This window comes from Bifidobacterium sp. W8112, assembly GCF_016101425.1.
In the GTDB taxonomy this organism is placed as follows: Bacteria; Actinomycetota; Actinomycetes; order Actinomycetales; family Bifidobacteriaceae; genus Bombiscardovia; species Bombiscardovia apousia.
Genome location: NZ_JACFQN010000002.1, coordinates 358,218 through 382,320, shown reverse-complemented (window position 1 = coordinate 382,320; position 24,103 = coordinate 358,218). Strand labels below are relative to the sequence as shown.

Here is a 24,103-nt window from a genome sequence, read left to right as displayed (position 1 = left end):
ACCTTCAACGCCAGCCCTGCATCGGATTGCATGAGCCAATGGCGGAAGCCAGCCGTCTTTTCGACGCCCCCACGTTTTTCACCATACCACCGGATCAACAGGCAACACACACGAGCCAGGTCCGAGCGCTGGGTGGCGATGACTTCGATGGTTGGGTAAAGGCGGCTGCTCGCCAAATTATGAGGAGGGAGGGGGAAGGGAAACGAACAGCGGCCGGGCTGGCTGGAGGCTGTTGAGCCTCCTGGCCGGCCTGGCCGTGTTTCCCTCTCTCCCGGGCGGAGGCGGGGGCGTGCATGCCTGCCCTCGGCTTCCGCCTGCAGAAGTGTGGTGGGGGCGCGGGAGGGAAGTGTCGGCTCTCTTGGGGTTGAGCCTTGATTGGCACTTTTCCTCCCTGCTCCCCCTATGTAGGGCCGGGGGCGGGGGGATTGATACGCCGCCCGGCCGCTCTTACTCGTGCGAAGCGTGCAATAGTTGGCGTGTTTCCTTCCGGTGGCGGCGTGAGGCGAGGACCCCGCCCATGCCGGTCATGCCGGTGGCCAGGGCGAGCAGGATGCCTTCCCCTCCGGCCTTGGGGAGCACGCCTGCTGGCAGGTACGTGTACTTCAAGGATGTGTCGGGCGTTTGTGGTGCGCCGCCCAGCGTGTAGTCCACGCTGACGGTGACCGTGCCCGGCTGGTGCGCGGGCGTGGTCACGGTGACGCTGCTGCCGTCGCCGCGCGTCAGCCCTGATGCGGGGGTCTGGTCGAACCTGACGCCGGTGATCGCCAGAGCCAGGTTGAACGACACCGACACAGGAGCCGACTTGGCGTTTGTGGTGCCGTTGCCGAGCTGGCCACTGCTGTTTACTCCCCAGGCGTAGGCGTTGCTGTCGCTGCCCAGGGCCAGGGAATGAGCGTATCCGGCGCTGACCTGTGTGGCTTGCAGTCCTTTGCTCTTGTCCCCGGGGCTGGCGGGGTCGCGCACGCGCACAGGAACAGGATTCTTGTCACTGATCCCGCTGGTGGTGTTGTTGCCGAGCTGGCCACTGTAGTTGTATCCCCAGGCGTAGGCGTTGCCGTCGCTGCCCAGGGCCAGTGAATGATCGCCTCCGGCGCTGACCTGCAGGTAGGTGAAGTCCGCTGGCAGGTCCTTCCGGTCGGGCGTCTTCACCCTGACCGGCGCAGTCCGGTCGCTGGTTGTCCCGTCGCCGAGCCGGCCAGAGCCGTTGTTTCCCCAGGCGTAAACGTTGCCGTCGCTGCCCAGGGCCAGTGAATGATAGTATCCGGTGCTGACCTGCAGGTAGGTGAAGTCCGCTGGCAGGTCCGGGTAGATCTTGCGGTCGGGCGTCTTCACCCTGACCGGCGTGTACCGGTTGCTGCTTGTCCCGTCGCCGAGCTGGCCAGAGCCGTTGTATCCCCAGGCGTAGGCGTTGCCGTCGCTGCCCAGGGCCAGGGAATGAAAGCCTCCGGCGCTGACCTGCAGGTAGGTGAAGTCCGCTGGCAGGTCCGGGTACGTGCTGCGGTCGGGCGTCCTCACCCTGACCGGCGCATGCCGCTCGCTTGTTGTCCCGTCGCCGAGCCGGCCATAGTAGTTGTATCCCCAGGCGTAAACGTTGCCGTCGCTGCCCAGGGCCAGCGAATGAGAGCCTCCGGCGCTGACCTGCAGGTAGGTGAAGTCCTCTGGCAGGTCCGGGTACGTCTTCCGGTCGGGCTTCCTCACCATGACCGGCGCATTCCGGTAGCTGCTGCCTGTCCCGTCGCCGAGCCGGCCACTGCCGTTGGATCCCCAGGCGTAGGCGTTGCCGTCGCTGCCCAGGGCCAGGGAATGATATTGTCCTGCGCTGACCTGCAGGTAGGTGAAGTCCTCTGGCAGGTCCGGGTACGTCTTCCGGTCGGGCTTCCTCACCATGACCGGCGCATGCTTGTCGTCTCTTGTCCCGTCGCCGAGCTGGCCTTCGCTGTTCCATCCCCAGGCGTAGGCGTTGCCGTCGCTGCCCACCGCCAAGGAAAAACCATAGCTCGGGTCTTTCCCTCCGCTGACCTGGCTGAACCGGATGCCGCGGCTGGCGTTGTCGGGCGGGGTGATGGTGGCGGGTTCCCTGCCCAGCTGGCTGCCCTTATCAGGGCTGATGCTCCACCCGCTGTTCCGGCTTGCCGGCGTCCAGTGGGCGGCCAGGGTCAGGTCCTTGTCGACGGGCCTGCTGAAATCGTAGGCGACCTGACCGGTGAACCAGCCGTCGAACAGGTAGCCTTCCCGTACAGGGTCGGGGGAGGGGCGTTTCGCCCTCCCGTACGGGGCGGGGACATGCTGGTCTGCTGGTTTCGGGTTTCCGCCGCCCGTGTCGAAGCGGACCGTGAACGCGGATCCTGGTTCCGCCGCCCGTGCCGGCGGCTGGTCGACCGTGTACGCAAGGCTCCTGGCGAAAGGCTGCCCGTCCTGCCTGCCCGTGATGAGGATGGCGGCCGGCCCGGGCTTATGGGCGGGCATGTCCGCCTGCCAGGAGCCGTTGCTCCTGCTGAGCGGCAATGCCTGGCCGTCCAGGCTGGCTGATGCCAAGGTGGGCGCCTGTGCGGTGTCGATCCTGGCTGGCTTGCCGGGCTGGCCCTGCCCGTCCAGGCTCCACCTGTATAGGCTGCCCTGCCTGCTGATGGCGGCGATCCTGCCGCCGGCAGCGGCGGCCCGCACGTACTGCTGGCTCCCGTCGTCCGCGCGTATGGGAGTTTTGCCGGGCTTCCAGGCCCAGACGTGGCCGTCGGTATCAGTGATGGCGGCCTGATCTTTGTTGGCGGTGATCCGGCTGGCCTGCACGCCGTCCGGCAGGCTGAGCTGGATCATGGCGGTAGTGCCGTCTGGCAGGTACCGGGCCTGCCCGTCCGCGTCCAGGAGGAGGAACCCCTGGTTGAGGGCCTGGGCCTGGACGATGCGCATGCCCGGGTCCTGCTTGACGCGTTCGGGCTTGCCGCTTCCGGTCTTGCCTGCATCCCAGGTCCAGGCTTGCCCGTCCTCGTCCACGATGAGCGCCTGGCTGGCGGAGGCGACGGCGGTGACGGCTTGCGCTTTCTCGGGCAGGCTGGCTGCGGCCTGCTCCAAGAATTTCGGGTTCAGGGCCTGGCTGTTGGCCTTGCTGGCCCGGTAGGCGTGGACCTGTCCCTGCCGGTCCACGGCCAGCAGCCGGTCGTCGTCCAGGCTGATGCTGCTGAATTGGGTGTTCCGGCTGGTGTCGAGGATGGTGGGCGTGGGCTGTCCGCTGGCCCAGGTGTATATCCGCTGGTCGGATCCCAATGCGGCCTGCAGACGGCTGCCGGCTGCGGCCTGCTGGTAGCGGAACCCGTCGGGAGCCTGGGTGGGGAAGGGCACCTGTTTGGGCGTGCTGTCTTGCGTCCAGGTGTAGATGCGGCCGTCGCCGGTCAGGCCGACGGTCTGGTCTTCGGCGGCTTGCACGCTGACGTAGTAGGGCTCTAGCTTGTCGGGCGGGCTGATGGTCAGCCGGGCGCCGGAGGCGGGCCCGTGGTCCGGGCTCAGCGTCCAGTCCGTGGTCTTCGACCATTGTGCTTTCAGGGTCGTGTCCTGGATGATGGGGGCCTGGAAGTCAAAGGGCTGGCCGTTGAGTGCCCATCCGTCGAACCGGAAGCCATCGCGTACAGGGTTCTGTTCCGGGGGAGCGGCGAGCGTCCCGGTTTTCACAGTTGACTGTGTAGGTTTGTTGCCGTCGGCCGGGTCGAAGCGCACTGTGTGCGAAGCCTGACCATCCGTGTTCTCGGCTGGCTTGGCCTGGGCGGCATCTGTGCTGCCGGGTGTTCCCGTCGGCGATGACGGGGTTCCTGGATTTGCTGTTGGGCTTAATGGTGTGGTGGCTGGTATCGGCGAGGGCGAGGTTAGCGGGGTTTCTGGAGTGCTGCTGGGGGAAATGCCGGGGGTTTGCTCAGCTACGCGAGGGGTCTGACGACCCCCCCCCCCCGGTGAGGATGGGAGCGTCCGCCTGGGCGGATGCGACGCCCAGGCCTGCCAGCATTCCCAGCAGGATGATCGTCATCGCCAGGATGCGGCGCAGACGGGAAACCAGATGCATCAAACCAAAACCCCTTCACCAAACACCAAACGGGATCAACACCGCCTGTTTATCAAAGTTCTGCCTGCCGGAAAGCCACACATTGCTCAGCGCCAGCCCTGCATCGGATTGCAGGAGCCGATGGCGCAAGCCAGCCGTCTTCTCGACGTCCCCCGTTTTTCACCATACCACCCAGCCCGCCGACAACACACACGAGCCGGAGCCATGCGTTCGAATGTAGAGGCCCCCCCCCCCCTTAGCCTTCTGCTAAGCGTCGCTTCGCTAACAAGTGCTTCAACTTCCAGACTCTTATCTGTCTGGAAGCAAATCGAGCTTACTAATAAAACGAAGGAAAGCGAGGCATGACTGAGGGCACCAATCTGATCTGGCCGCCCTTCTCGGTGGCTTATCCCCTGTTTTGCGAGGGTCAGAAGGGACAAGCCGCTAGTCAGAGATAAGGCCAATGCCGTTCTACAGGAAGTATATGGGTGGCCCCATTGCGTTGGGGGAGTCGGGGCCACCCTTGTGGTCCGGGAGTGTGTTGGGGATAGTGATAACCCGGACCTGCTTACACGAGGGAAGTCTTTATTGCTGCCGGCTGAGAGTTTCCAGCCTGTGGCGCCTGGCTGCTGCGGCGCATGCGAAGGCAAGCAGCCCGGCTATGAGCAGGGGAAGCAGGCCGCCTCCGCCGGCCCTGGGCAGTACGCTGATGGAGTTGTACCGATACGTGTTGCTGGTGTCGGGGGTCTGGGCTGCTCCGTTTAGCCTCCATTCGATGGTGACGGTTGACGTGCCGGGCATGTGTGCCGGCGTGGTCACTGTCCAGGTGCCGTTGGAGTTCTTGGTGAGGTGAGAGGCTTCTACACTGTCGAACAGGATATGCGTGGGGATGCCTCGCTCGGGGAAGGTGTCCTTGGCCGGGCTGGCGGCCTGAGCGCTGCCGGTGTCACGGCCCAGCTGGCCGCTCTCGTTGTCTCCCCAGCTGTAGAGGTTGCCGTCGGATCCCAGGGCCAGGCAGTACGATGCTCCTGCACTGGCCTGGGTGAAGGTGATCCCTGCTGGGGCATCCACCTTGTTGGGCCTGTCTGACGAGGTTTTGCCGCTGTCGCCCCAGGTGTAGAGGTTGCCGTCGGAACCCAAGGCGATGGAATGCGTGCCTCCGGCGCTGGCCTGAGTGAAGGTGATGCCAGCCGGGGTTTCAACCTTTCCGGGCTTGTCTGCGGGAGTGCCACTGGTGTCGCGACCCAGGCGCCCATTGGCGGTGTTGCCCCAGGTGTAGATGCTGCCGTCGTCGCTTACGGCCACGGAGTGGCTTCCGCCTGCGCTGGCCTGGGTGAAGGTGACGCCTGCTGGGGTGTCGGCTTTGCCGGGCTTGTCTGCGGGAGTGCTGGTGGTGCTGCGACCGAGTTCGCCGTGGGTGTTGTCGCCCCAGGTGTAGACATCGCCTTGCGTGTCCACAGCTACCGTGTGCCCCCGGCCTGCGCTGACACTGGTGAAAGTAACATCTGCCGGGGTGTCGGCTTTGCCGGGTTTGTCAGCGGGGGTGTCGCTGGTGACGGCACGGCCCAGCCGGCCAGCGGTGTTGTCGCCCCAGGTGTAGATGTTGCCGTCTGAGCCCAAGGCCGCCACATGTGCTCCGCCTGCGCTCGTCTGGACGAAGGTGATGCCTGCCGGGGCCTCAACCTTGTTGGGCCTGTTGGCGGGGGTGTTGCTGGTGACTGCACGGCCCAGCTGGCCTCGGCTGTTGTCTCCCCAGGTGTAAAGGCTGCCATCCGAGGCCAGGGCCACGGAAAATCCATAGCCTGCGCTGACATGGACAAATTTGACGCCCGTAGGAGTATCTGCCTTGCTCGGATGGGTGTCCTGCTTGTCGGTGGTGTCGCGGCCCAGCTGGCCGTGGGTGTTGTCTCCCCAGGTGTAGAGGCTGCCGTCGGAGCCCACGGCTGCGGAATGGAGGTCTCCTCCGTCAGCCTGGCTGATGCGGATGCCGCGTGCTGGCGGTGGAGTCAGCTTGACGGTCTGGCCGCCTGACTCGGGCCCGTTGTCCTTGTCGAGCTTCCACCTGTTGCTTTCAGCACTGCTCCAGTGGGCGGTCAGGGTCACCTTGTCGGTGACTGGCCTGCTGAAGTCATAGGCTGTTTCGCCGATGAACCAGCCGTCGAACAGGTGTTTATCCTTGGTTGGATCCTTGGCGGGGGGTTTCAGTCGGTTTCCCTCAGTGACGATTTGGAAACCGAACCCAGTGCCACCGTCGGGGTCGAAAACGATGAGATAATTGCCTAGGTACCTGTAGGACAAGTGTGCGTCTGGACGCTCGCCGTTCATCCTCCAGGTGATGACTGTATCTACTCTGCCATGGTCATGTGGGGGCGTGGTGACGCTCCAGGTGCCGTCCGAGTTGGGGTCGAGGTTGGTTCCGGGTGTACCGCTGAAACTCACGTCAACGGGCTTGGGATCCTCGGGGAATGCGACCATGCCGGGGCTGCTGTCGTACTTGCCGCTGGTGGGGCGTCCCAGTTCGCCATACTTGTTTTGTCCCCAGCTGTACAGGTTACCGTCGGAGCCGATGGCCAGGGAGTGGGAATAGCCGGCGCTGACCTCGGTGAATTGTGCGACACCTGCTGGTGTAGGCACTTTGCCCGGCTTGACGTCGTATTTGGCTGACCCGGTGTCGCGGCCCAGCTGTTTGCAATCGTTTAGTCCCCAGCTGTAGAGGTTGCCATCCGAACCCAAAGCCAGGGAATGCCTGTGTTCTGCGCTGACCTTGGTGAACTTCGTGACGCCTGCCGGCATGGTCACCTTGCGCGGTGTGCGGTCTTGTCTCGCCGCGGCGGTGTTGCGTCCTAGCTGGCCATATTCGTTCCATCCCCAGCTGTAGAGACTGCCGTCTGAGCTGGTGGCCAGGGATGTCCACTCTCCAGCCTTGATCCAGGTGAATTTCTTGACGCCTGCCGGCATGGTCACCTTGCGCGGTGAACGGTCACGGAAGGGATATCCGCCGGCGTAGCGTCCCAGCTCGTCATAAGTGTTGTCGCCCCAGCTGTAAAGGTCACCGTCCGAGTCCAGAGCCATGGAGTAGAAGGTTCCTGCGCTGATTTGAGTGATTTTTGTGATGCCCTTCGGCAAGTTCACCTTGCCTGGCTTGACGTCGTATATGGCAGAACCCGTGTCACGTCCAAGTTCGCCGTACTTGTTTTCTCCCCAGCTGTAGAGGTTGCCGTCCGATCCCAGTGCAAGGGAATGCCATTTGCCTGCACATGCTTGGGTGAAGTGGACGCCGGCCGGTGGAGTGACCAGCTTCGGCTGATTGTCTATCTGGGGGTTGTCTTTTGGTGTTGTGCTGACAGTTTCGCGTCCCAGTTCTCCGTCGGCATTGTTCCCCCAGCTGTAGAGATTGCCGTCTGAACCGATGGCCAGGAAATGGGTGTAGCCTGTGCTGACCTGGGTGAAGTGGACGCCGGTCGGCGGGTTGACCAGGCTTGGCGTGCGCTTTTCGTCTTCAGGAGTCCCCAATTTGTAGTTGTTGTCTCCCCACCTGTAGAGGTTGCCGTCCGAGGCTATGGCCTGGGAGCCTTCTTCTTTTGCTGGGACGATGTGGCTGAAGCGTATGTCTGGTGTGGTGGGCGGGGTCAGGGTGATCCTGGTGTATTCTGTGGCTTTCCCTGAGGTGGGGGAGAGGCTCCAGGCGCTGGTGCCCTTGGTCCAGTGGGCGGTCAGGGTGAGGTCTGTGGTGACGGGCTGGGTGAAGTCGTAGGCGACCTTGGAGTCGCCCTTGGCGTCTTTGGTGAACCAGCCGTCGAACAGGTAGCCGTCCTTGGTCGGGTCTTGCGCGGGTCGATTGGCCTGGGTGCCTTCGGCAATGGTTTGTGAGTCGACACTGCTGCCGTTGTCGCTGTCGAAGACGACCTGGTATGAAGTTGAACCTGGCTGAGCTCGGGCGGTGGTTGTGCTGACGGATGCGTCTGTTTGCTGGGCCGGGCTGATAGGTTTCGCGATGGCGTCGGCTGCAGTGAGGCCGCCGATGATCATGCTGGCTGGAAGAATGACGATGACCTTCAAAAGGTCTACAACAATGGCTGACCGGGAAGACACGTCCGGATGGCACATGATCGCTACAAACCCCTTTCCCAAGGTAAGGCGGTCCGATGATGAAAACCCCAAGTTTTTTCATCGGCTGCATGCCGGGTACGTTCCCGGTTGCTAAAAAGTACGCTAGCATGCAGGTTCGGGTCTGAAGGGGAGCAACACTCGGTTAAAACGGATAAAAAATATTATGTCAAGTTGAGATACGGATATTTTCCTCTAGGCGCAGAGGTAAAAATGAAAATGGGTGGCTCCCTGATGTTGGGGGGTGCGGAGCCACCCATCATGGCCGGGCCGTTCTTGGGATGCGGCCCGGCCGTTTACTCGAGCGAAGTGAATTCGTGCCTGTGGCGTCTGGCTGCCAGGGCGCCGGCGGCGGCAAGCAGGCCTGAGGCGAGCAGGAGGAGTACCCCCGTGTTGCCTGTGAGGGGCAGAATGCCTTTGAAGGTGTAGCTGAGGTGGGTCGGGGCTTGGTTGGCGGGACCCAGGGACCAGTCCACGATCACGTCAGACAGTCCCGGATTGTGGGCTGGCGTGGTCAGGGTGACCGACCCGTCCGCGTTCTGCTGCAGGCTGCCGGCGGGTGTCTGGTCGAACCTGACGCCGGTAATCAGCGGCGGCGGATATAGCGCCACCAGCGTCGGCGTAATGATCTTCGTGCCGTTGTTGCTGCCGGTGCCGAGTTGCCCACGGTAGTTGTATCCCCAGCTGTAGCTCTTGCCGTCCTGACCGATGGCCATGGAACAAGCCGATCCTGCGCTGATCCGCGCGACCGCGAACCCCTTGCCTGCGTTGCCCTGGCCTGCGGGGGGTGACACTTGTGAGGGGACGAGCAGCTCGGAGGTGCCCTGGTTGCTGCCCAGCTGATCAAAGGTGTTTTCTCCCCATCCCCAGGCTGTGCCGCTCTGGTCGATAGCCAGCGAATATGTGGCTCCGGCGATGATTTGGGCGGCCTGGAATCCCTGGCTGGCATCGGCAGGGTTTTTTACCTGCGTGGGTGTGGACCGGTCGGTCAGCGTGCCATCGCCGATCTGGCCATCCGCGTTCATTCCCCATGCCCAGGCTGTGCCGTCCTGACCGATGGCCAGTGCGTGGACTTCACCGCTGCTGATCATCCTGGCCTTAAAGGTCTTGCTGGCGTTCTTGGGATCAGGCACGGGAGCTGGGTCGGCAGCATATGCGGTGCTGTATTTTCCTGTGCTTTGGCCGTTGCCGAGCTGTCCGTGGTTGTTGTATCCCCAGGTGTATACGTTGCCGTCGGCGTCCAGGGCCATGAGGAAGCTGTATCTTGCGCTTACCTGGACCGCCTTCAGCCCCTTGTCGGAGCCGCTGGGATCCTTGGCCAGGGCCGGCGTCAGTTTGGGCGCGCTATAGGTGTCCTGGTCCTTGGTTTCGCTGCCCCAGACGTAGACGCGCCCATTCAGGTCGATTGCTGCCGAGTCGGTGAATCCGGCGGTCACCTGGGTGGCCTTGAAGGGTTGTCCGTCTGGGCCCTTGACGGGCTGTGGCTTGGAGTGGTCTTGCCTGCTGCCGTCGCCAAGCTGGCCATATTGATTTTGTCCCCAGCTGTAGACGGTCTGGTCGGAGCCGATGGCCAGCACGTGGGTTCCGCCTGCGGCGACCTGCGTGTAGGTGAACCCGGTAGCTGCGCCGTCAGGCAGGGGGACCTTGGTCGGCGCAAACTGTGTGGCCGTCGTACTCGGATCCTGGCCCAGCTGCCCGTAGTCGTTGCCGCCCCAGGCGTAGGCATTCCCATCGCTGGTCACCCCTACAGAAAAACCGGCAAAATTGTCGCTGGCGCTTATCTGGTTGAAGCGGATGCCCCGGCTGGTTTTGGGCGGGGTGATGGTCACCTGCTGGCCGCCCTGGGCATCGCCATTATTCGGGCTGATTGCCCAGCTGCCGATGTCTACAGGGCTCCAATGGGCGACCAGGGTGATGCTGCTGGTGACGGGCTGGCTGAAGTCATAAGCCACCTTGGATTCGCCTTTTGAGTCCTTGAGGAACCAGCCGTCGAACAGGAAGCCGTCTTTGGTCGGGTCTGTGATCGGGCGTGTGGCCTGCCTGCCTTCGGTGACGGACTGGGGTCCGGGCATGCCCGCGGGTGCTGTAGGGGAGTCACTGTCGGAAGAGAAAGTGACATGGTAGGTGTTCACGTATTGGTAGGTCAGGTGGGCGTCGGGCTGCTGGCCGTTCATGCCCCAGATGATGGTGACATCGGTCTTGCCTGCTGCATGCTGGGGCGTGGTGACGCTCCAGGTGCCGTTCGACTCGGTGATGAGGTTGGTGCCGGGCGTCCCGCCGAAGCTGACGCTGACGGGTCTGGGATCCTCGGGGAATGTGACTGTGCCGGGGAGGGCGTCAGAACGACCAGTGGTCGTGCGTCCCAACTGGCTTCGGCTGTTGTCTCCCCAGCTGTAGAGGTTGCCGTCCGAGCCTAGGATCAGGGAGGAGGTATTTTCTGCGTTGATCTGGATGCAGCTGATGCCTGCCGGCAGGGATACTTTGCCCGGTGTGACATTTCTCAAGCTGTTGGCATCACGCCCCAGCTGGCCGAATTTGTTGCTCCCCCAGCTGTAGAGGTTGCCGTCCGAGCCTACGGCCAGGGTGTGTTGGTTTCCTGCGCCGAACTGGGTGAATCTCGTGACGCCTATGGGCAGCGTCACTTTGCCTGGATCGATGTTTTGTGTTGGTGTGTCGGTATCTCGTCCCATCTGGCCGTAGCTGTTGTAACCCCAGCTGTAGAGGTTGCCGTCTGAGCCCATGGCCAGAGAACACCATCCCTGTGCGGCAATCGCGGTGTATTTCGTAACGCCTGTCGGCAGGATCACTTTGTTCGGCAGGGTTCCTGGCTGTTCGCTGTTGGTGTTGCGTCCGAGTTCGCCCTGAGTGTTGTCTCCCCAGCTGTAAATGTTGCCGTCCGAGCCCAGAGCCAGGGAATAGAAGGTTCCCCCGCTGATCTGTGTGCAGGTGATGCCTGTCGGCATTGACACTCTGCCTGGCGTGGCGTCGTAGGTCGCTGATCCCGTGTCGCGTCCCAACTGGCCTCGGCTGTTGTCTCCCCAGCTGTAGAGGTTGCCGTCCGAGCCGATGGCCAGGGATTGCGAGTATCCGGCGGTGAACTGGGTGAAGTGGACGCCGGTCGGCGGGGTGACCAGGCCCGGTCTGTCAGCTGGCGTGATGGTGGTGCTGCGTCCCAGCTGCCCGTTGTCGTTTAGTCCCCAGCTGTAAAGGTTGCCGTCCGAGCCCATGGCCAGGGAAAGGCTCATTCCTGCGCTGGTCTGGGTGAAGTGGACGCCGGTCGGCGGGGTGACCAGGCCTGGGGTGCCTTCTGGCGCCTTGCTCGGTGCGGTGGCTGGTGTCTCACTGGTGTCGCGTCCCAGACTTGCTTTGTTTTGTCCCCAGCTGTAGAGGTTGCCGTCCGAGCCCATGGCCAAGGTATGCCATAGACCCGAGCTGATGTGGCTGAATCGTACGCCGGGTTTGGCGGGTGGGACCAAGGTGATCTTGTCGCCTCCGGCGGCTGACCCGGAGGTGGGGGAGAGGCTCCAGGCACTGGTTCCCTTGGTCCAGTGGGCGGTCAGGGTGAGGTCTGCAGTGACGGGTTGGGTGAAGTCGTAGGCAAGATTGCCGGTGAACCAGCCGTCGAACAGGTAGCCGTCCCGGGTCGGGTCCTTGGCGGGCCGGCTGGCCAGTGCGCCGTCATCGACGTTTTGAGGGTCGATGCTGCTGCCGTCGGCGCTGTCGAAGGTGACGGTGTGCCTTGTTGAGCGTGCTTGGGGGCGACTGTCAGGTGTTTGATCGTGTTCGGGTATGGTGTTCAGTGGCGAGGGTGTTGGTGTCAATGGGGACTGGGGTGTCGTCGGCGTGGCCTGCAGCGTTGGCTGGCTTGTGTCGGTGTCGGTGTTGGTGTCAGTGTCGGCTGTGGCGAGGCTGCCCATGATCAGACTTGCGATCAGGATGATGGCAAGCAGAAGGCTCACGGCAATGCATGGCTGGGCAGAAGCATCCCTATGGTGCATGATGGCTGCGAACCCCTTTCCCCAAACAGGTGGCTCGATGATGAAAATCCCCAAGTCGCTTCACGAGACGTGTGCCGGGGACCATCCCGACAGCTGTATTGCAGTCTATCACGCGCGGACGGGCAAGAGTAGGAGCAACACCAGGGCGAATAAGAAGGGTGGCTCCGCTGTGTTGGGGGATTGCGGGGCCACCCTGTAGGGCCAGGATCGTCATAATTTGGGGATAGACGTAATCCGGGCCTGCTTACTCGTGCGAAGTCTACTGATTCAGGCTTTTGGCCTTTCTCAGGCGTCGCGCTGCCATGGTTGCTGTGATGATGAGCAGACCAACGGCGAGGGGCAGGAATATGCCGGCGCCGCCGGCCCGGGGCAGGACGCTGATGGAGGTGTACAGGTAGGTGTTGCTGGTGTCAGGAAGTTGCTTAACCCCGTTCAGCGTCCAGTTGATGGTTACCGTAACCGGCCCTGGAGTGTAAGGCGGTGTGGTCACCTTCCAGGTACCGTCATTGTTGTCGGTCGGATAAATTCCGCTCGTATTGCCGAATTGAACGAGTTTGGGAATGCCGACTCCAGGGAAGATGACCTTGCCTGGATGCGAATCCTGGTTGCCGCTGATGTCGCGTCCCAGTATACCTTGGTCGTTGCTTCCCCAGCTGTAGGTGTTGCCGTCTGATCCTATGGCCAAGGAGTGGTTTCTTCCTGCCTTAGGCTGGGTGAGGGTGATGCCCGTTGGAGCGTCCATTTTGGTGGGCAGATAGTCGGATTTGCCACTGGTGGTGCGTCCAAGTTGTCCGCAATCATTGTATCCCCAGCTGTAGGTGTTGCCGTCTGATCCTGCAGCGAGGACAAAGTAACTTCCCGCCGCAAACCGGGTGAAGTGAACGCCTGAAGGCATGACGACCCTGGAAGGGGTCGCAGAAATCGGTTCCATGTTCCCCAACTGGTCTTTGCCGTTGCCTCCCCAGCTGTAGAGATTATTGTCGGAGCCCAGAGCCAGCGAGAAGTTCAGTCCCGTGCTGGCTTGCGTAAATGTGACGCCGGTTGGGGCCTTTACTTTGTAGGGCAGGGGGTCATATAGATCAGTTATCGTAGTACGTTGGCGGCCCAGTTGGAACGAATCGTTGTATCCCCAGCTGTAGAGGTTGCCGTCTGAGCCCAGGGCGAGGACATGCCTGCTTGAATGGACCTGTGAAAACCTGGGTGAATGTGACGCCTTCGGGTGCAGCTACTCTAAGAGGGGCTCTGTTCTTGAATACGGATTTGCCTTGCCCTAGTGCGCCTCCTTGATCGTCTCCCCAGGCGTAGAGGTTGCCATCGGAGCCTAATGCCAAGGCGAAGCGATCACCCGCGTAGACTCGAGTGTAGCGGATGCCCGCAGGCGGCGCGACTTTGTCGGGGGCATTGTGATCGTTGCCGAAGGTGTAGCGTCCCAGCTGTTCATAAGTGTTGTTTCCCCAAGTATATACATAGCCGTCTGAACCGAGTGCCAAGGCGAACTTTTGTCCTGCAGCGGCCTGGGTATAGCGGACTCCGGCTGGAGTCTCCACCATGACAGGCTTATCTGAAGTGGTGTGTCCAAGCTGGTAATCGTAATTGATTCCCCAGCTGTAGAGGTTGCCGTCTGAACCGAGAGCCAGGGAAAAATCATCTCCTGATTGGATCCAAGAGAAGCGAATTCCGCGTGTGCCTTGCGGTGGGGTCAGTTTGATGCTCTGGCCGCCAGTTTGGGGCCCCTCCTTCTTGTAGATGGTCCAGTGCGAGACGGGACTGAAGTGGGCGGCCAAGGTAATGTCGTCGGTGACAGGCTGGTTGAAGTCGTAGGCTATATTGGAGTCGCCCTTGGAGTCTTTGAGGAACCATCCGTCGAACAGATAGCCGTCCTTGGCTGGATCCTTGTCCGGGCGAGCAGCCTGATCGCCATCCATGACCCGCTGGGTATCTGGTGTTGGTGTACCGCCCGCGCTGTCGAAAGCGACTGAGTACGTTGAACCATCATACTTGTAAGGCAGGTGTGCATCGGGCTGATGGCCGTTCCTGGCCCAGGCGACTGTTACCTCCACCTGGCCCTTTTCGTGCGCAGGGGTGCGGAAACTCAAGGTGCCGTTCTGGTTCCTGGTCAAGTCGGTGATCGGGGTTCCATCCAGCTTGGCGCTGATGAATGTGAATGCTTGTGGGAAGTCTGCCTTGTTCGGTGTGATAACTGGCACACTGCTGGTATTTCCAGCGCCCAGCTGGCCGCTGCTATCGTCTCCCCAGCCGTAGAGGTAGCCGTCCGAACCCATGGCCAGGATGTGCCTGTACCCTGCACTGAATTGAGTATAGGTGATGCCGTCGGGCATGTTCGCTTTGTCCGGCTGGTTGGTGGTCTCTCCACCCGTATCCCGTCCCAGCTGGCCGCTGCTGTTGTCTCCCCAGCTATAGATGTTGCCGTCGGAACCAGTCGCCAGGGAGTAGTCGTATCCCGCGCTGACATGCCTTGTTTTGACGCCGTCGGGCAGGGTTACCTTGCTGGGCTGGCTGGTGCTGCCGTACCCCCAGCTGTATGCATTGCCATCTGAATCAATAGCCAGTGTGTGGCGGTATCCTGCGCTGACCTGGCTAAAGCTCATGCCGTCCGCCGTATTCATTCTGTATGGCTGATTGGCAGGTTCGCTGGCGTTGGGTGTGCGTCCCAGCTGGCCGTTGCTGTTGTCTCCCCAGCTGTACACGCTGCCGTCGGATGCGAGTGCAAGGGAGGCCTTGCCGCCTGCGGTCACCTGGGTGATCTTTACGCCTTTTGGCAGCGGCACAGGGTTCGGGTACGTGCTGTCACCTCCCTTTCCGGTAGTGTCGCGTCCCAGCTGGCCGCTGCTGTTGTCTCCCCAGCTGTACATGATTCCGTCCGAGCATGTGGCCAGCGCATAGTTTGGTCCTGCACTGACTTGAACAAAGCTTTTGGAGGAATTTACAGCTGGGACCACCTGATTTGGCACTGAACTTGATGAGTGGATGGGTCCAAGTCCTGACTGGCCTTTTTCATTGCTTCCCCAGCTGTATAGATGGTTAGTGATATCGATGGCCACAACATATTCGTCTCCTGCGCTGACCTGGATGAAGCGGGTGCCATCTGGAACGTCTACTCGTCCAGGCCGATCGGCAGGTTCGCTGGCGCTTGGTATGCGTCCCAACTGCCCCTCGCTGTTGTTGCCCCAGCTGTATAGCGTTCCTACCGAGTCGATGGCTATCGAAAAGTCTTTTCCTGCGCTGAACTGGCTGAAGCGGATATCCCCTATGGCCGGCGGGGTCAGGGTTGCTGTCGTGTTGCCGGCGGCAGGACCATGGCTAGGGCTGAGACTCCAGGAATTGAGACCCTTGGCCCAGCGGGCTGTCAGCGTGAGGTTTGAGGTGACGGGCTGGGTGAAGTCATAAGCGGTATTCCCAATGAACCAGCCGACAAAGGTATAACCTTTGGAGTAGGGGTCTGGGGGACGTACCACTCTACTTCCTGGGTCGAGTGTTGACGGTAATACTGACGAACCTATAGTGCTGTCGAAAATTACTCTGTATGAGGACAAGCGTGGCTGGACTGAGTTTCCGCTGTTTTTGCTGGCCTTGTCAGAATCCTTGGAATTGGTTTCAGGCGGGGTGGTCGTCGGCGCTGGGGAGGAGTCGGAAGAAGGATTCGGCTTGGTGGGATTCTGGGGCGCGGTAGTACCCGACGGGGAATCTGAAGTGCCTGGAGCGGTGGAAGGCGCTGTTGAAGTGTTTGGGGTTGCTGTAGGTGAAGACGGTGTCGCAGGTTTTGTTGACGGGCTCTGCGAGTTTACGGTGCTGGAGGAAGTTCCAGGGTTTTGTTTATCTACCCGAGCGGTCGGTCGACCCCCCCCCCCCCGGTGCCATTTAGAGCAGTCTGCGCGCTCGCGCTGGCTGCTCTAGACTCGTTCGTGACTGGCTCGGCAGTAGCAGCAAGGCCAGTCAGAAGGCTGGTAGGCAGGATAATCGCGAGTAGAAGGCCAGCAACAGTGGATGACCGAATCTGCTTTTTTCGACGATGACGCATGATGGGTGCGATCCCCTTCCTCAAAATCAGCAGCTCTCCAATAAAAACCCCAAGAAAAACGAGCTGTCTGCCGAGAACTTCCCCGGCTTATAGGTCTTCATGCTACCACGCTCTACACACATTGACTGCCGGACTGGAATTTGGCGGGGTTGCAGGCAACTAGTTGCTGCCTTGCGGATGTCAAAATTACGTTGTTTTTCCTTTTGGCTTGGTGCTGTAGTTGATGTGAGAGGGAAATGAGGTGAAGAGGGGGTGGGTGGCTCCGCTGTGTTGAGGTCTGCGGGGCCACCCTGTTTGGCCGGGCCATCTTGGGGTATGGTCCGGCTGCTTACTCGTGTGAAGTCATTAGACTTGCAGGCTGCGTGTCTCCCGTTGGTGACGCCCGGCTGCAATAGCGCCGGCTGCGGCCAGTAGCCCGGCAGCCAGCAGAATCATGGTTCCACTGCTGCCAGCATTGGGCAGCATGCCTTCGTAGGTGTAGGTCAGGTGCGTCTGGGGCTGGCTGGTCCCGCCTAGGGTCCAATCCACGATCACCTCAGCCTGCCCTGGATTGTGGGCAGGGGTGGTCAAGGAGACAGAGCCGTCTGAGTTCTGTTGCAGGGCGCCGGCCGTCGTCTGGTCGAAGCTGACACCTGTGATCAGCAGCTCCGGGTTGAAGGCCACCAGGGTCGGGATACTGTTTTGTGTCGTGCTCCCATTGCCAATCTGGCCATACTGATTGTTGCCCCAGGCATAGGCCTTGCCGTCCTGGCCGATGGCCACGGAATGGCCCCATCCTGCACTGATTCGCACTGATGTGAATCCTGACTTGGAGCTGCTCTGACCAGCAGGGGGCGAGACTTGCCGGGGCGCGGTACGTCTGCTGGTGGTGCCGTCGCCGAGCTGGCCGTAGGCGTTGTTGCCCCATCCCCAGGCTGTGCCGTCCTGGCTGATGGCCAGAGAATTCCATGTGCTTGCGCTAACCTGCTGGGCTTTGAGATTAGGCACCTGCTTAGGCAACGTCTGATAGTCGGTACTGAAGCCGAGCTGGCCGTTGTTGTCCATTCCCCAAGCCCAGACCGTACCGTTCTTACCGATGGCCAGGGCGTGCCATGCGCCCGTGCTGATCTGAGTGGCCTGCAATCCTTTGCTGGTGTCCGTGGGATCGAGCACCTGCGTGGGAATGGAGGAGTAGGCCGACCAGGTGCTGTTGGTCGAGGTTCCGTTGCCGAATTGCCCCCAATTGTTGTATCCCCAGGCGTATATGTTGCCATCCGCGTCCAAGGCCATGATGAAGCTCCAGTTGGCGCTGACCTGGACCGCATGCAGACCCTGGTCGGTGCCGCCAGGATCGGCCACTAGGGTGGGCTTCGGCTTGGCAGCGGAGTTTGCCGTATTGACGCTATCACCGAGGGTTGTGGTTTCGCTTCCCCAGCTGTAGACCTTGCCCGTAGTATCGATGGCGACCGAGTCGCAGGCTCCGGCGCTGACTTGGATGGCCTGGAACGGTTGGCCCGTACTGGGGTTGATGACGGCTTCCGGCTTGGTGTGGACGCTCGTGTCCGTGCTGCCGTTGCCCAGCTGGCCGAAATCGTTGCGCCCCCAGCTGTAGAGTATGCCGTTGGAGCCGATAGCCAGAGTGTGTGCTCCCGCTGACGAAATCTGTGTGTAGGTGAAACCTTCTTTGACACCCTCCGGCTTGAGAACCTCGGTTGGTGTGCTCTGCTGCTTGTTGTCGCCGGTTCCCAGTTGCCCGTAATTGTTGTTACCCCAACCGTAGGCGTTTCCGTCGCTGGCCACGCCTATTGAGAAGCCGCGCATCTCTCTGTTTTTGGAGCCGCCTGCGCTGATCTGGTTGAAGCGGATGCCCCGGCTTGTTTTGGGTGGCTTGATGGTCACCTGTTGGCCGCCCATCGAACTGCCCTTGACCGGGTTGATCGACCAGCCGCCAGTATCTGCAAGACTCCAGTGCGCGACCAGCGCGACGTTCTTGGTTACGGGCTGGCTGAAGTCATAAGCCACATTGGAATCCCCTTTGGCGTCCTTGATGAACCAGCCGTCGAACAGGCACCCGGCCGCTTGCGGGTCAGGATACGGGCGTTTGACCTGCTCGCCCTCCGCTGCAGTCTGATCTTTGGACATGCCTGAGGGTGTTGGGCAGGAACTGTCATTGGACGAAAATGAGACATTATAAATGCCCAGGTATCGGTAGGTCAGGTGCACATCAGGCTGCTGGCCGTTCATGCTCCAGGTGACGGTGACGTCGATCTTGCCTGCTGCATGTGGGGGTGTGGTGACGCTCCAAGTGCCGTCCGTGTCGGCAGTCAGATTCGTTCCCGCTGCTCCGCCGAAATCGACGGAGCTGAGAATGGCTGTTTCAGGGAAGGATGTGAGCTTTGGGGTTCGGGTACCTGTTGATGTGCCGACATTGTCGGTGAGTCCTAGCTGGCCGTAATTGTTGTTGCCCCAGCTGTAGAGGTTGCCGTCCGAGCCTAAGGCCAAAAGATAATCGTCTCCAGCGCTGACCTGTGTGAAGCTGACCTGGCTGGGAGCGCCGGTTATGGGCGTCCCCCCGTACTTTCCCCAGCCGTAGAGCTTGCCATCGGATCCCAAAGCCAGGGTGGTTCCTCTTCCGGCACCGGCCTGTGTGAAGCTGACTCCGCTCACGCTGAGCTTGTCTGGATTTACATAGAAGGCGCTTGATCCTGTAGCTCCTCGTCCTATCTGGCCATTGTCGTTCCATCCCCAGGCGTACAGGGTGCCATCAGAGGTGAGAGCGAGGGAGGAGTCGCTTTTTGCGCTGATTTTGGTAATGGTGGCGGCATCGGGCAGTTGGGCTTTCACGAGTGTAGTGCTCCAGTAGGAGCTTGAGTCACCGTTGCCCAGTTGACCATGGTTGTTGCCGCCCCAGCTGTAGACGCTGTTATCTGAGCCTATGGCCAATGCATGGTCGTATCCTGCGCTGACCTTGCTCCATGTGATGGTTGCTGTTGATGGCTCTTTGATGGGGCTTGGCGTGATATGGGTCTGCGAGTCTCGGATGCCGATTCCCAGCTGTCCCCATTGGTTGTTTCCCCAGCTGTACAAAACGCCGTCGGAACCGATTGCCAGAGAAAATGCGCCGCCTGCGCTGACCTGCGACCAGGTAAAGGTTTTTGAAGTTCCTGCGGGTTTGGCGACCAGACCTGGCTGGGCATCGTTGGCTGAAGCGATGCTGCGGCCCAGCTGACCGAAGCTGTTGATGCCCCAGCTGTAAAGGTTGCCGTCCGAGCCTATGGCCAAGGAGTGATCGTATCCTGCGCTGGCCTGCACCCAGGTAAAGTCTTCTGATGCTCCTGCGGGTTTGGCGACCATGCCTGGCTTGGCATCGTATGAGGCCGATCCGATGTTGCGGCCCAGCTGTCCGTTCTGGTTGCTGCCCCAGCTGTAGAGGTTGCCGTCCGAGCCTATGGCCAGAGAGTGGCTGTTGCCTGCTTGGATTTGGCTGAATCTGATGTCTTGCCTTGTAGGCGGCGTAATAGTGACCTTGTTATTGCCGGTTTCGGGCCCGTGATCAGGGCTGATGCTCCAGGTTTCAGAACCCTTGGTCCACCTGGCCGTGAGGGTCAGATTGCCGGTGACTGGCTGGTTGAAGTCATAGGCGACCGGGGTGTCGCCGATGAACCATCCGTCAAAGAGGTAGCCGTCCTTGGTCGGGTCGGCCGGTCGTATTGCGCGCTCGCCGTCTGTTGTTGTCTGAGTTGTATCGGTGCCTTGGGGATTGCTGAAAGTGACGGTGTATTGGGTGTTCGAACGTGTTTGTAAGAGGCTATGGGCGGAGCTGCCTTCGGTGCTTGTTTTCTCTGGCGTGGAATGCAGAGGGGAAGAAGTGGCTAGTGGAGAGGATGTGGTCAGCGGAGATGGTGAAACTAGTGGAGATTCGGGTGTTGACGGTGTGGCCTGTGATGTTGTCTTGCTAGAGGAAATGCCGGAATTTTGCTTAGCTACGCGAGGGGTCTGACGACCCCCCCCCCCCGGTGCCTCCTGTTGTGGTGGGCGCGCTCGCGCCGGACACAGCAGGTTCGCTGGCCTCAGTGCTGGCATCGGCGCTGGAGCCGACAAGCAGGCCTAGAGGCAGGATGACAGCCAGCAGTGTGCTGAGAGCCATAGCCGGTCCGATAGACGTGTGCTGATGCTGACGCATGATAAGCATGATCCCCTTCCCCAGGAACTGCGGCTACATGCCCGGAACTCCCCAGTCCGGATCCCCCGCCGCATGCCGGGCACATTCCCGGCCTCATCTGCAACAACTTTATCACCCTGGTGGACATGCCTAGGCGCAGGCGCCTGAGAACTGTTTGTTCTAACTGGCTTATCGATTCTTCTGGGCGGACGGGTGCTAAAGAGAATGGGTGGCTCCGCTGTGTTGGGGACTGCGGGGCCACCCTGTTTAACCTGGCCATCTTGGGGTATGGTCCGGCTGCTTACTCGTGTGAAGTCTTCAGGCTTGCAGTCTGCGGGTCTCCCGCCTGTGGCGTCCGGAGGCTGCGGCACCAGCTGTTGCCAGCATTCCGACGGCCAGCAGGATCATGATCCCGCTGCTGCCGGCGTGGGGCAGGATGCCTTCGTAGGTGTAGGTCAGGTGTGTTTGAGTCTGGGCGATTCCGCCCAGGGTCCAATCCACGATGACATCAGCCTGTCCCGGGTTATGGGCGGGCGTGACCAGGGAAACAGAGCCGTTAGAGTTCTGTTGCAGAGTACCAACTGCTGTCTGGTCGAAGCTGACACCGGTGATCAGCAGGACCGGGTTGAAGGACACCAGAGCCGGAGTACTGCTCTGCGTCAGGCTTTGCTCGACGCCAAGCTGGTTGTACTGGTTGTCACCCCAGGCGTAGGCGTTGCCATCCTGACCGATGGCCAGGGAGTGGTTTCGTCCTGCATTGGCACGTGCGGCTGTGAGCCCGCCGTCGGCCTTGCCTTGGCCCGCGGGCGACGATACGCGCGTGGGCGTGGGCTGGTCGCTGGTGGTGCCGTTGCCGAGCTGGCCGTCGGTGTTCCATCCCCAGGCCCAGGCTGCGTCGTTCTGGTTGACGGCCAGGGAGTGGTGCACGCCGGCGCTGATCCATGCGGCCTGGAATGCTTGGCTGGAGTTCGTAGGATCCGGGATCTGCTTGGGGGAGGGCTGGCTGGTTGTCGTACCGTCGCCTAGCTGCCCGTGGTCGTTGTATCCCCATGCCCAGGCTGTGCCGTCCTGGCTGATGGCCAGGGCGTGGTTGGCGCCTGCGCTGATCTGCGCGGCTTTGAAGGCCTTGCTGGTGTCTCCGGGGTCGGGTACGGGTGCCGGGTCGGCGGCGTATGTGGTGCTGTATTCTCCTGTGGCCGCTCCGTTGCCGAGTTGCCCGTAGTTGTCGTATCCCCAGGTGTAGAGGCTGCCGTCCGTGTCCTTGGCCATGATGAAGCTCCAGCCGAGGCTGACCTGGGCCGCGTGCAGTCCCAGGCCGGAGCCCTTGGGATCCTTGGCTAGGGCTGGCGCCAGTTTGGACGTGCTGTATGCGGTGTAATTGTTGTTTTCGCTGCCCCAAGTGTAGACGCGCCCCTGCGGGTCGATGGCGGCCGAGTCGTAGGCACCGGCGCTCACCTGGACGGCTTTGAAGGGCTGACCGTCCGGGCCTTTGACGGGCTGCGGCTTGGAATGGTCGCTGGTGGTGCCGTCGCCCAGCTGCCCGTGGTCGTTGGCCCCCCAGCTGTAGACGATGCCGTCGCTGCCAACAGCCAGCACGTGGTAGCCGCCAGCTGCAACCTGCGTGTAGGTAAAGCCGGCGGCCACGCCGTCGGGCAGGGGAACCTTGACCGGCGTTTTCTGCGTGGTGTTGTTGGCGGTGCCCTGGCCAAGCTGGCCGTGCTGGTTGCTGCCCCAGGCGTAGGCGTTCCCGTCGCTGGCCACGCCCACGGAGAATCCGTGGAAGTCACCGGCCTGGTAGCCGCCGGCGCTGACCTGGTTGAAGCGGATGCCTCGGCTTATCTTGGGCGGCGTGATGGTTGCCTGCTGGCCGCCCATCGAGCTGCCCTTGATCGGGTTGATCGACCAACCGCCGGTGTTGGCAGGGCTCCAGTGGGCGACCAGCGTGATGTCTGCGGTGACCGGCTGGCTGAAATCATAAGCCACATTGGAACCGCCTTTGGCATCCTTGAGGAACCAGCCATCAAAGCGATGGTCATTCCAGATCGGATCGGCTGGTCGTTTAACCCGGTAGCCGTCGTTGACGGTTTCGCTATTTGCCGCACTGCCATTGGCTGGGTCGAAGGTTACGGTGCGCGGTGTTCCTATGTAGGTGTAACCCAAATATACTGTCTGGTCTGGCTGCGGGGCACTCAGCCTCCATGTCACGGTGATGGGAACCCAGCCTTCCGCATGCTGCGGCGTAGCGAAGGTCCAAGTGCCGTCGATATTGAATGTCGCTTCCGTAATGGCTGTTTCATCGAAGGTGACGCTGGTAAGTATAGGCGATGCAGGGAATGTCAATTGACCAGGTGAATAGGCATCGTTGCCGATTGCGCCCCTGCCGATTTGGCCGCCATTGTTAAGTCCCCAGGTGTAGAGGTTGCCGTCCGAGCCGATGGCCAGACAATGGAAGTTTCCCACAACGGCCTGAGAGGCGGTGATGTTCGTTGGCATAGCGACTTTGCCGGGTTGCATGACTGAGCCGGAAGCGGTACGTCCCAGTTCGCCGGCATCGTTGAATCCCCAGGTGTAGAGGTTGCCGTCCGCGTCCATGGCCATGCTGAACCAGTATCCGCCATAGGCTTTGACGATTTGTGTGCCTTCAGGTATACCCACAAGGCCTGGCTTGCTTCTAGGTATGCTGTCGGTGTCCCGTCCCAGCTGCTTGCAGTCGTTGTTTCCCCAGCTGTACATCTCGCCTTTCTGGTCAATGGCCATGGAGTGGAAGACACCTGCAACGGCTTGAGTGAAAGTGACGCCTGCAGGCGTTTCCACTTGATCTGGCTGGCTGGTTGAAGAACTCCCGATGTCCCGTCCCAGCTGGTCGTAGTCGTTGTTTCCCCAGCTGTACAGCTTGCCGTCCGAGCCCATGGCCAGAGTATGATTCATTCCTGCGCTGGCCTGTGTCCAGGTGAAGCCAGGCTTGGCATCTGCAGGTTTTCCGGCCACTCCCACGGGAACATTGTTGTCGGCATCGGTTGGACGTCCTAGTTCGCCATATTCGTTGTCCCCCCAGCTGTACAGGTTGCCGTCTGAGCCGAAAGCCATGGAGAATCCGTTTCCTGCGATAGCCTGGGTAAATTTGACTCCTGTCGGCGCTTTCACCTGGCCTGGCTGATCGGTTGAGGCTCCTCCGGTATCGCGTCCCAGTTGGCCATCCTGATTGTCTCCCCAGCTGTAGAGGTTGCCGTCTTTATCAATGGCCAAGCAATAGGCGCCAGCCGCGCTGACTGAAACGAAAGTATGATGAGCGTTGCCAGGTATAGTCACCATCCCTGGCCGGTTATCGGCCAGTATGGCGAGTTTTCGACCCAGCTGTCCATTTCTGTTGTAACCCCAAGTGTACAGGTTGCCGTCGGAGCCAAGGGCCAGAGAGTGGTTCTTTCCTGCACTGACTTGGCTGAATCGTATGCCTCTTGTGGCAGGCGGCGCAAGCGTGACATCGGTGTTGCCGGAAGTGGGGCCATTATTCGGATTAATGCTCCAGTCGCCTGATCCCTTTGTCCAGTGAGCTTTGAGAGTCAGATTGTTGGTGACGGGCTGGCTGAAGTCGTAGGCGATGGGCGTATCGCCGTTGAACCAGCCGTCAAAGAGGTAGCCGTCCTTGGTGGGATCGTCGGGCCGTTTTGCCTGTCTCCCGTCTGTGACGCTTTGCTGTATATCGGCGCCCTGCAGGTTTGTGAAGGTGACGGTGTATTGCGTGGATGAGCGAGCCAGCTTCTGGCTGTCAGGACTTTTATGCTTGTCGGTTC

Annotated in this window: 8 protein-coding genes; all 8 read right to left on the bottom strand. The window is 61.1% G+C overall.

Features of this window, described 5'->3' with window-relative positions:
* Positions 1–447: 447 nt before the first annotated feature.
* Complete coding sequence (locus H3T92_RS08330) at positions 448–3,708, bottom strand: RCC1 domain-containing protein (RefSeq protein WP_332460628.1); 3,261 nt, start codon at positions 3,706–3,708, stop codon at positions 448–450.
* Between the two features lie 193 nt (positions 3,709–3,901).
* The gene (locus H3T92_RS08220) at positions 3,902–4,048 is read right to left on the bottom strand and encodes a hypothetical protein (RefSeq protein WP_232341928.1); all 147 of its coding nucleotides are present in this window, start codon (positions 4,046–4,048) and stop codon (positions 3,902–3,904) included.
* Between the two features lie 564 nt (positions 4,049–4,612).
* Positions 4,613–8,134 (bottom strand): RCC1 domain-containing protein, encoded by a 3,522-nt coding sequence (locus H3T92_RS05830; RefSeq protein ID WP_198189585.1) that lies wholly within the window; start codon positions 8,132–8,134, stop codon positions 4,613–4,615.
* Between the two features lie 296 nt (positions 8,135–8,430).
* Positions 8,431–12,093 carry an RCC1 domain-containing protein gene (locus H3T92_RS05825; RefSeq protein WP_332468205.1) on the bottom strand — a complete coding sequence of 1,221 codons (3,663 nt, stop codon included), beginning with the start codon at positions 12,091–12,093 and terminating at the stop codon, positions 8,431–8,433.
* Between the two features lie 298 nt (positions 12,094–12,391).
* Positions 12,392–13,291, bottom strand: a complete 900-nt coding sequence (locus tag H3T92_RS05820) for an RCC1 domain-containing protein (RefSeq protein ID WP_332460634.1) — start codon at positions 13,289–13,291, stop codon at positions 12,392–12,394.
* On the bottom strand, positions 13,212–15,686 hold the full coding sequence (locus H3T92_RS05815; RefSeq protein ID WP_186279370.1) for an RCC1 domain-containing protein: 2,475 nt from the start codon (positions 15,684–15,686) through the stop codon (positions 13,212–13,214). Before H3T92_RS05815 ends, H3T92_RS05820 begins: the two co-directional genes overlap by 80 nt.
* Positions 15,687–16,516: 830 nt before the next feature.
* Positions 16,517–20,233 (bottom strand): RCC1 domain-containing protein, encoded by a 3,717-nt coding sequence (locus H3T92_RS05810; protein WP_144085421.1) that lies wholly within the window; start codon positions 20,231–20,233, stop codon positions 16,517–16,519.
* 397 nt (positions 20,234–20,630) lie between these two features.
* On the bottom strand, positions 20,631–24,068 hold the full coding sequence (locus H3T92_RS05805; protein ID WP_442859988.1) for an RCC1 domain-containing protein: 3,438 nt from the start codon (positions 24,066–24,068) through the stop codon (positions 20,631–20,633).
* Positions 24,069–24,103: the final 35 nt, after the last annotated feature.

Coding starts and splice junctions, on each gene's coding strand:
- H3T92_RS08220 (WP_232341928.1), bottom strand. CDS start 4,048: ATGCATCTGGTTTCCCGTCTGCGCCGCATCCTGGCGATGACGATCATC.
- H3T92_RS05830 (WP_198189585.1), bottom strand. CDS start 8,134: ATGTGCCATCCGGACGTGTCTTCCCGGTCAGCCATTGTTGTAGACCTT.
- H3T92_RS05810 (WP_144085421.1), bottom strand. CDS start 20,233: ATGCCAGCACTGAGGCCAGCGAACCTGCTGTGTCCGGCGCGAGCGCGC.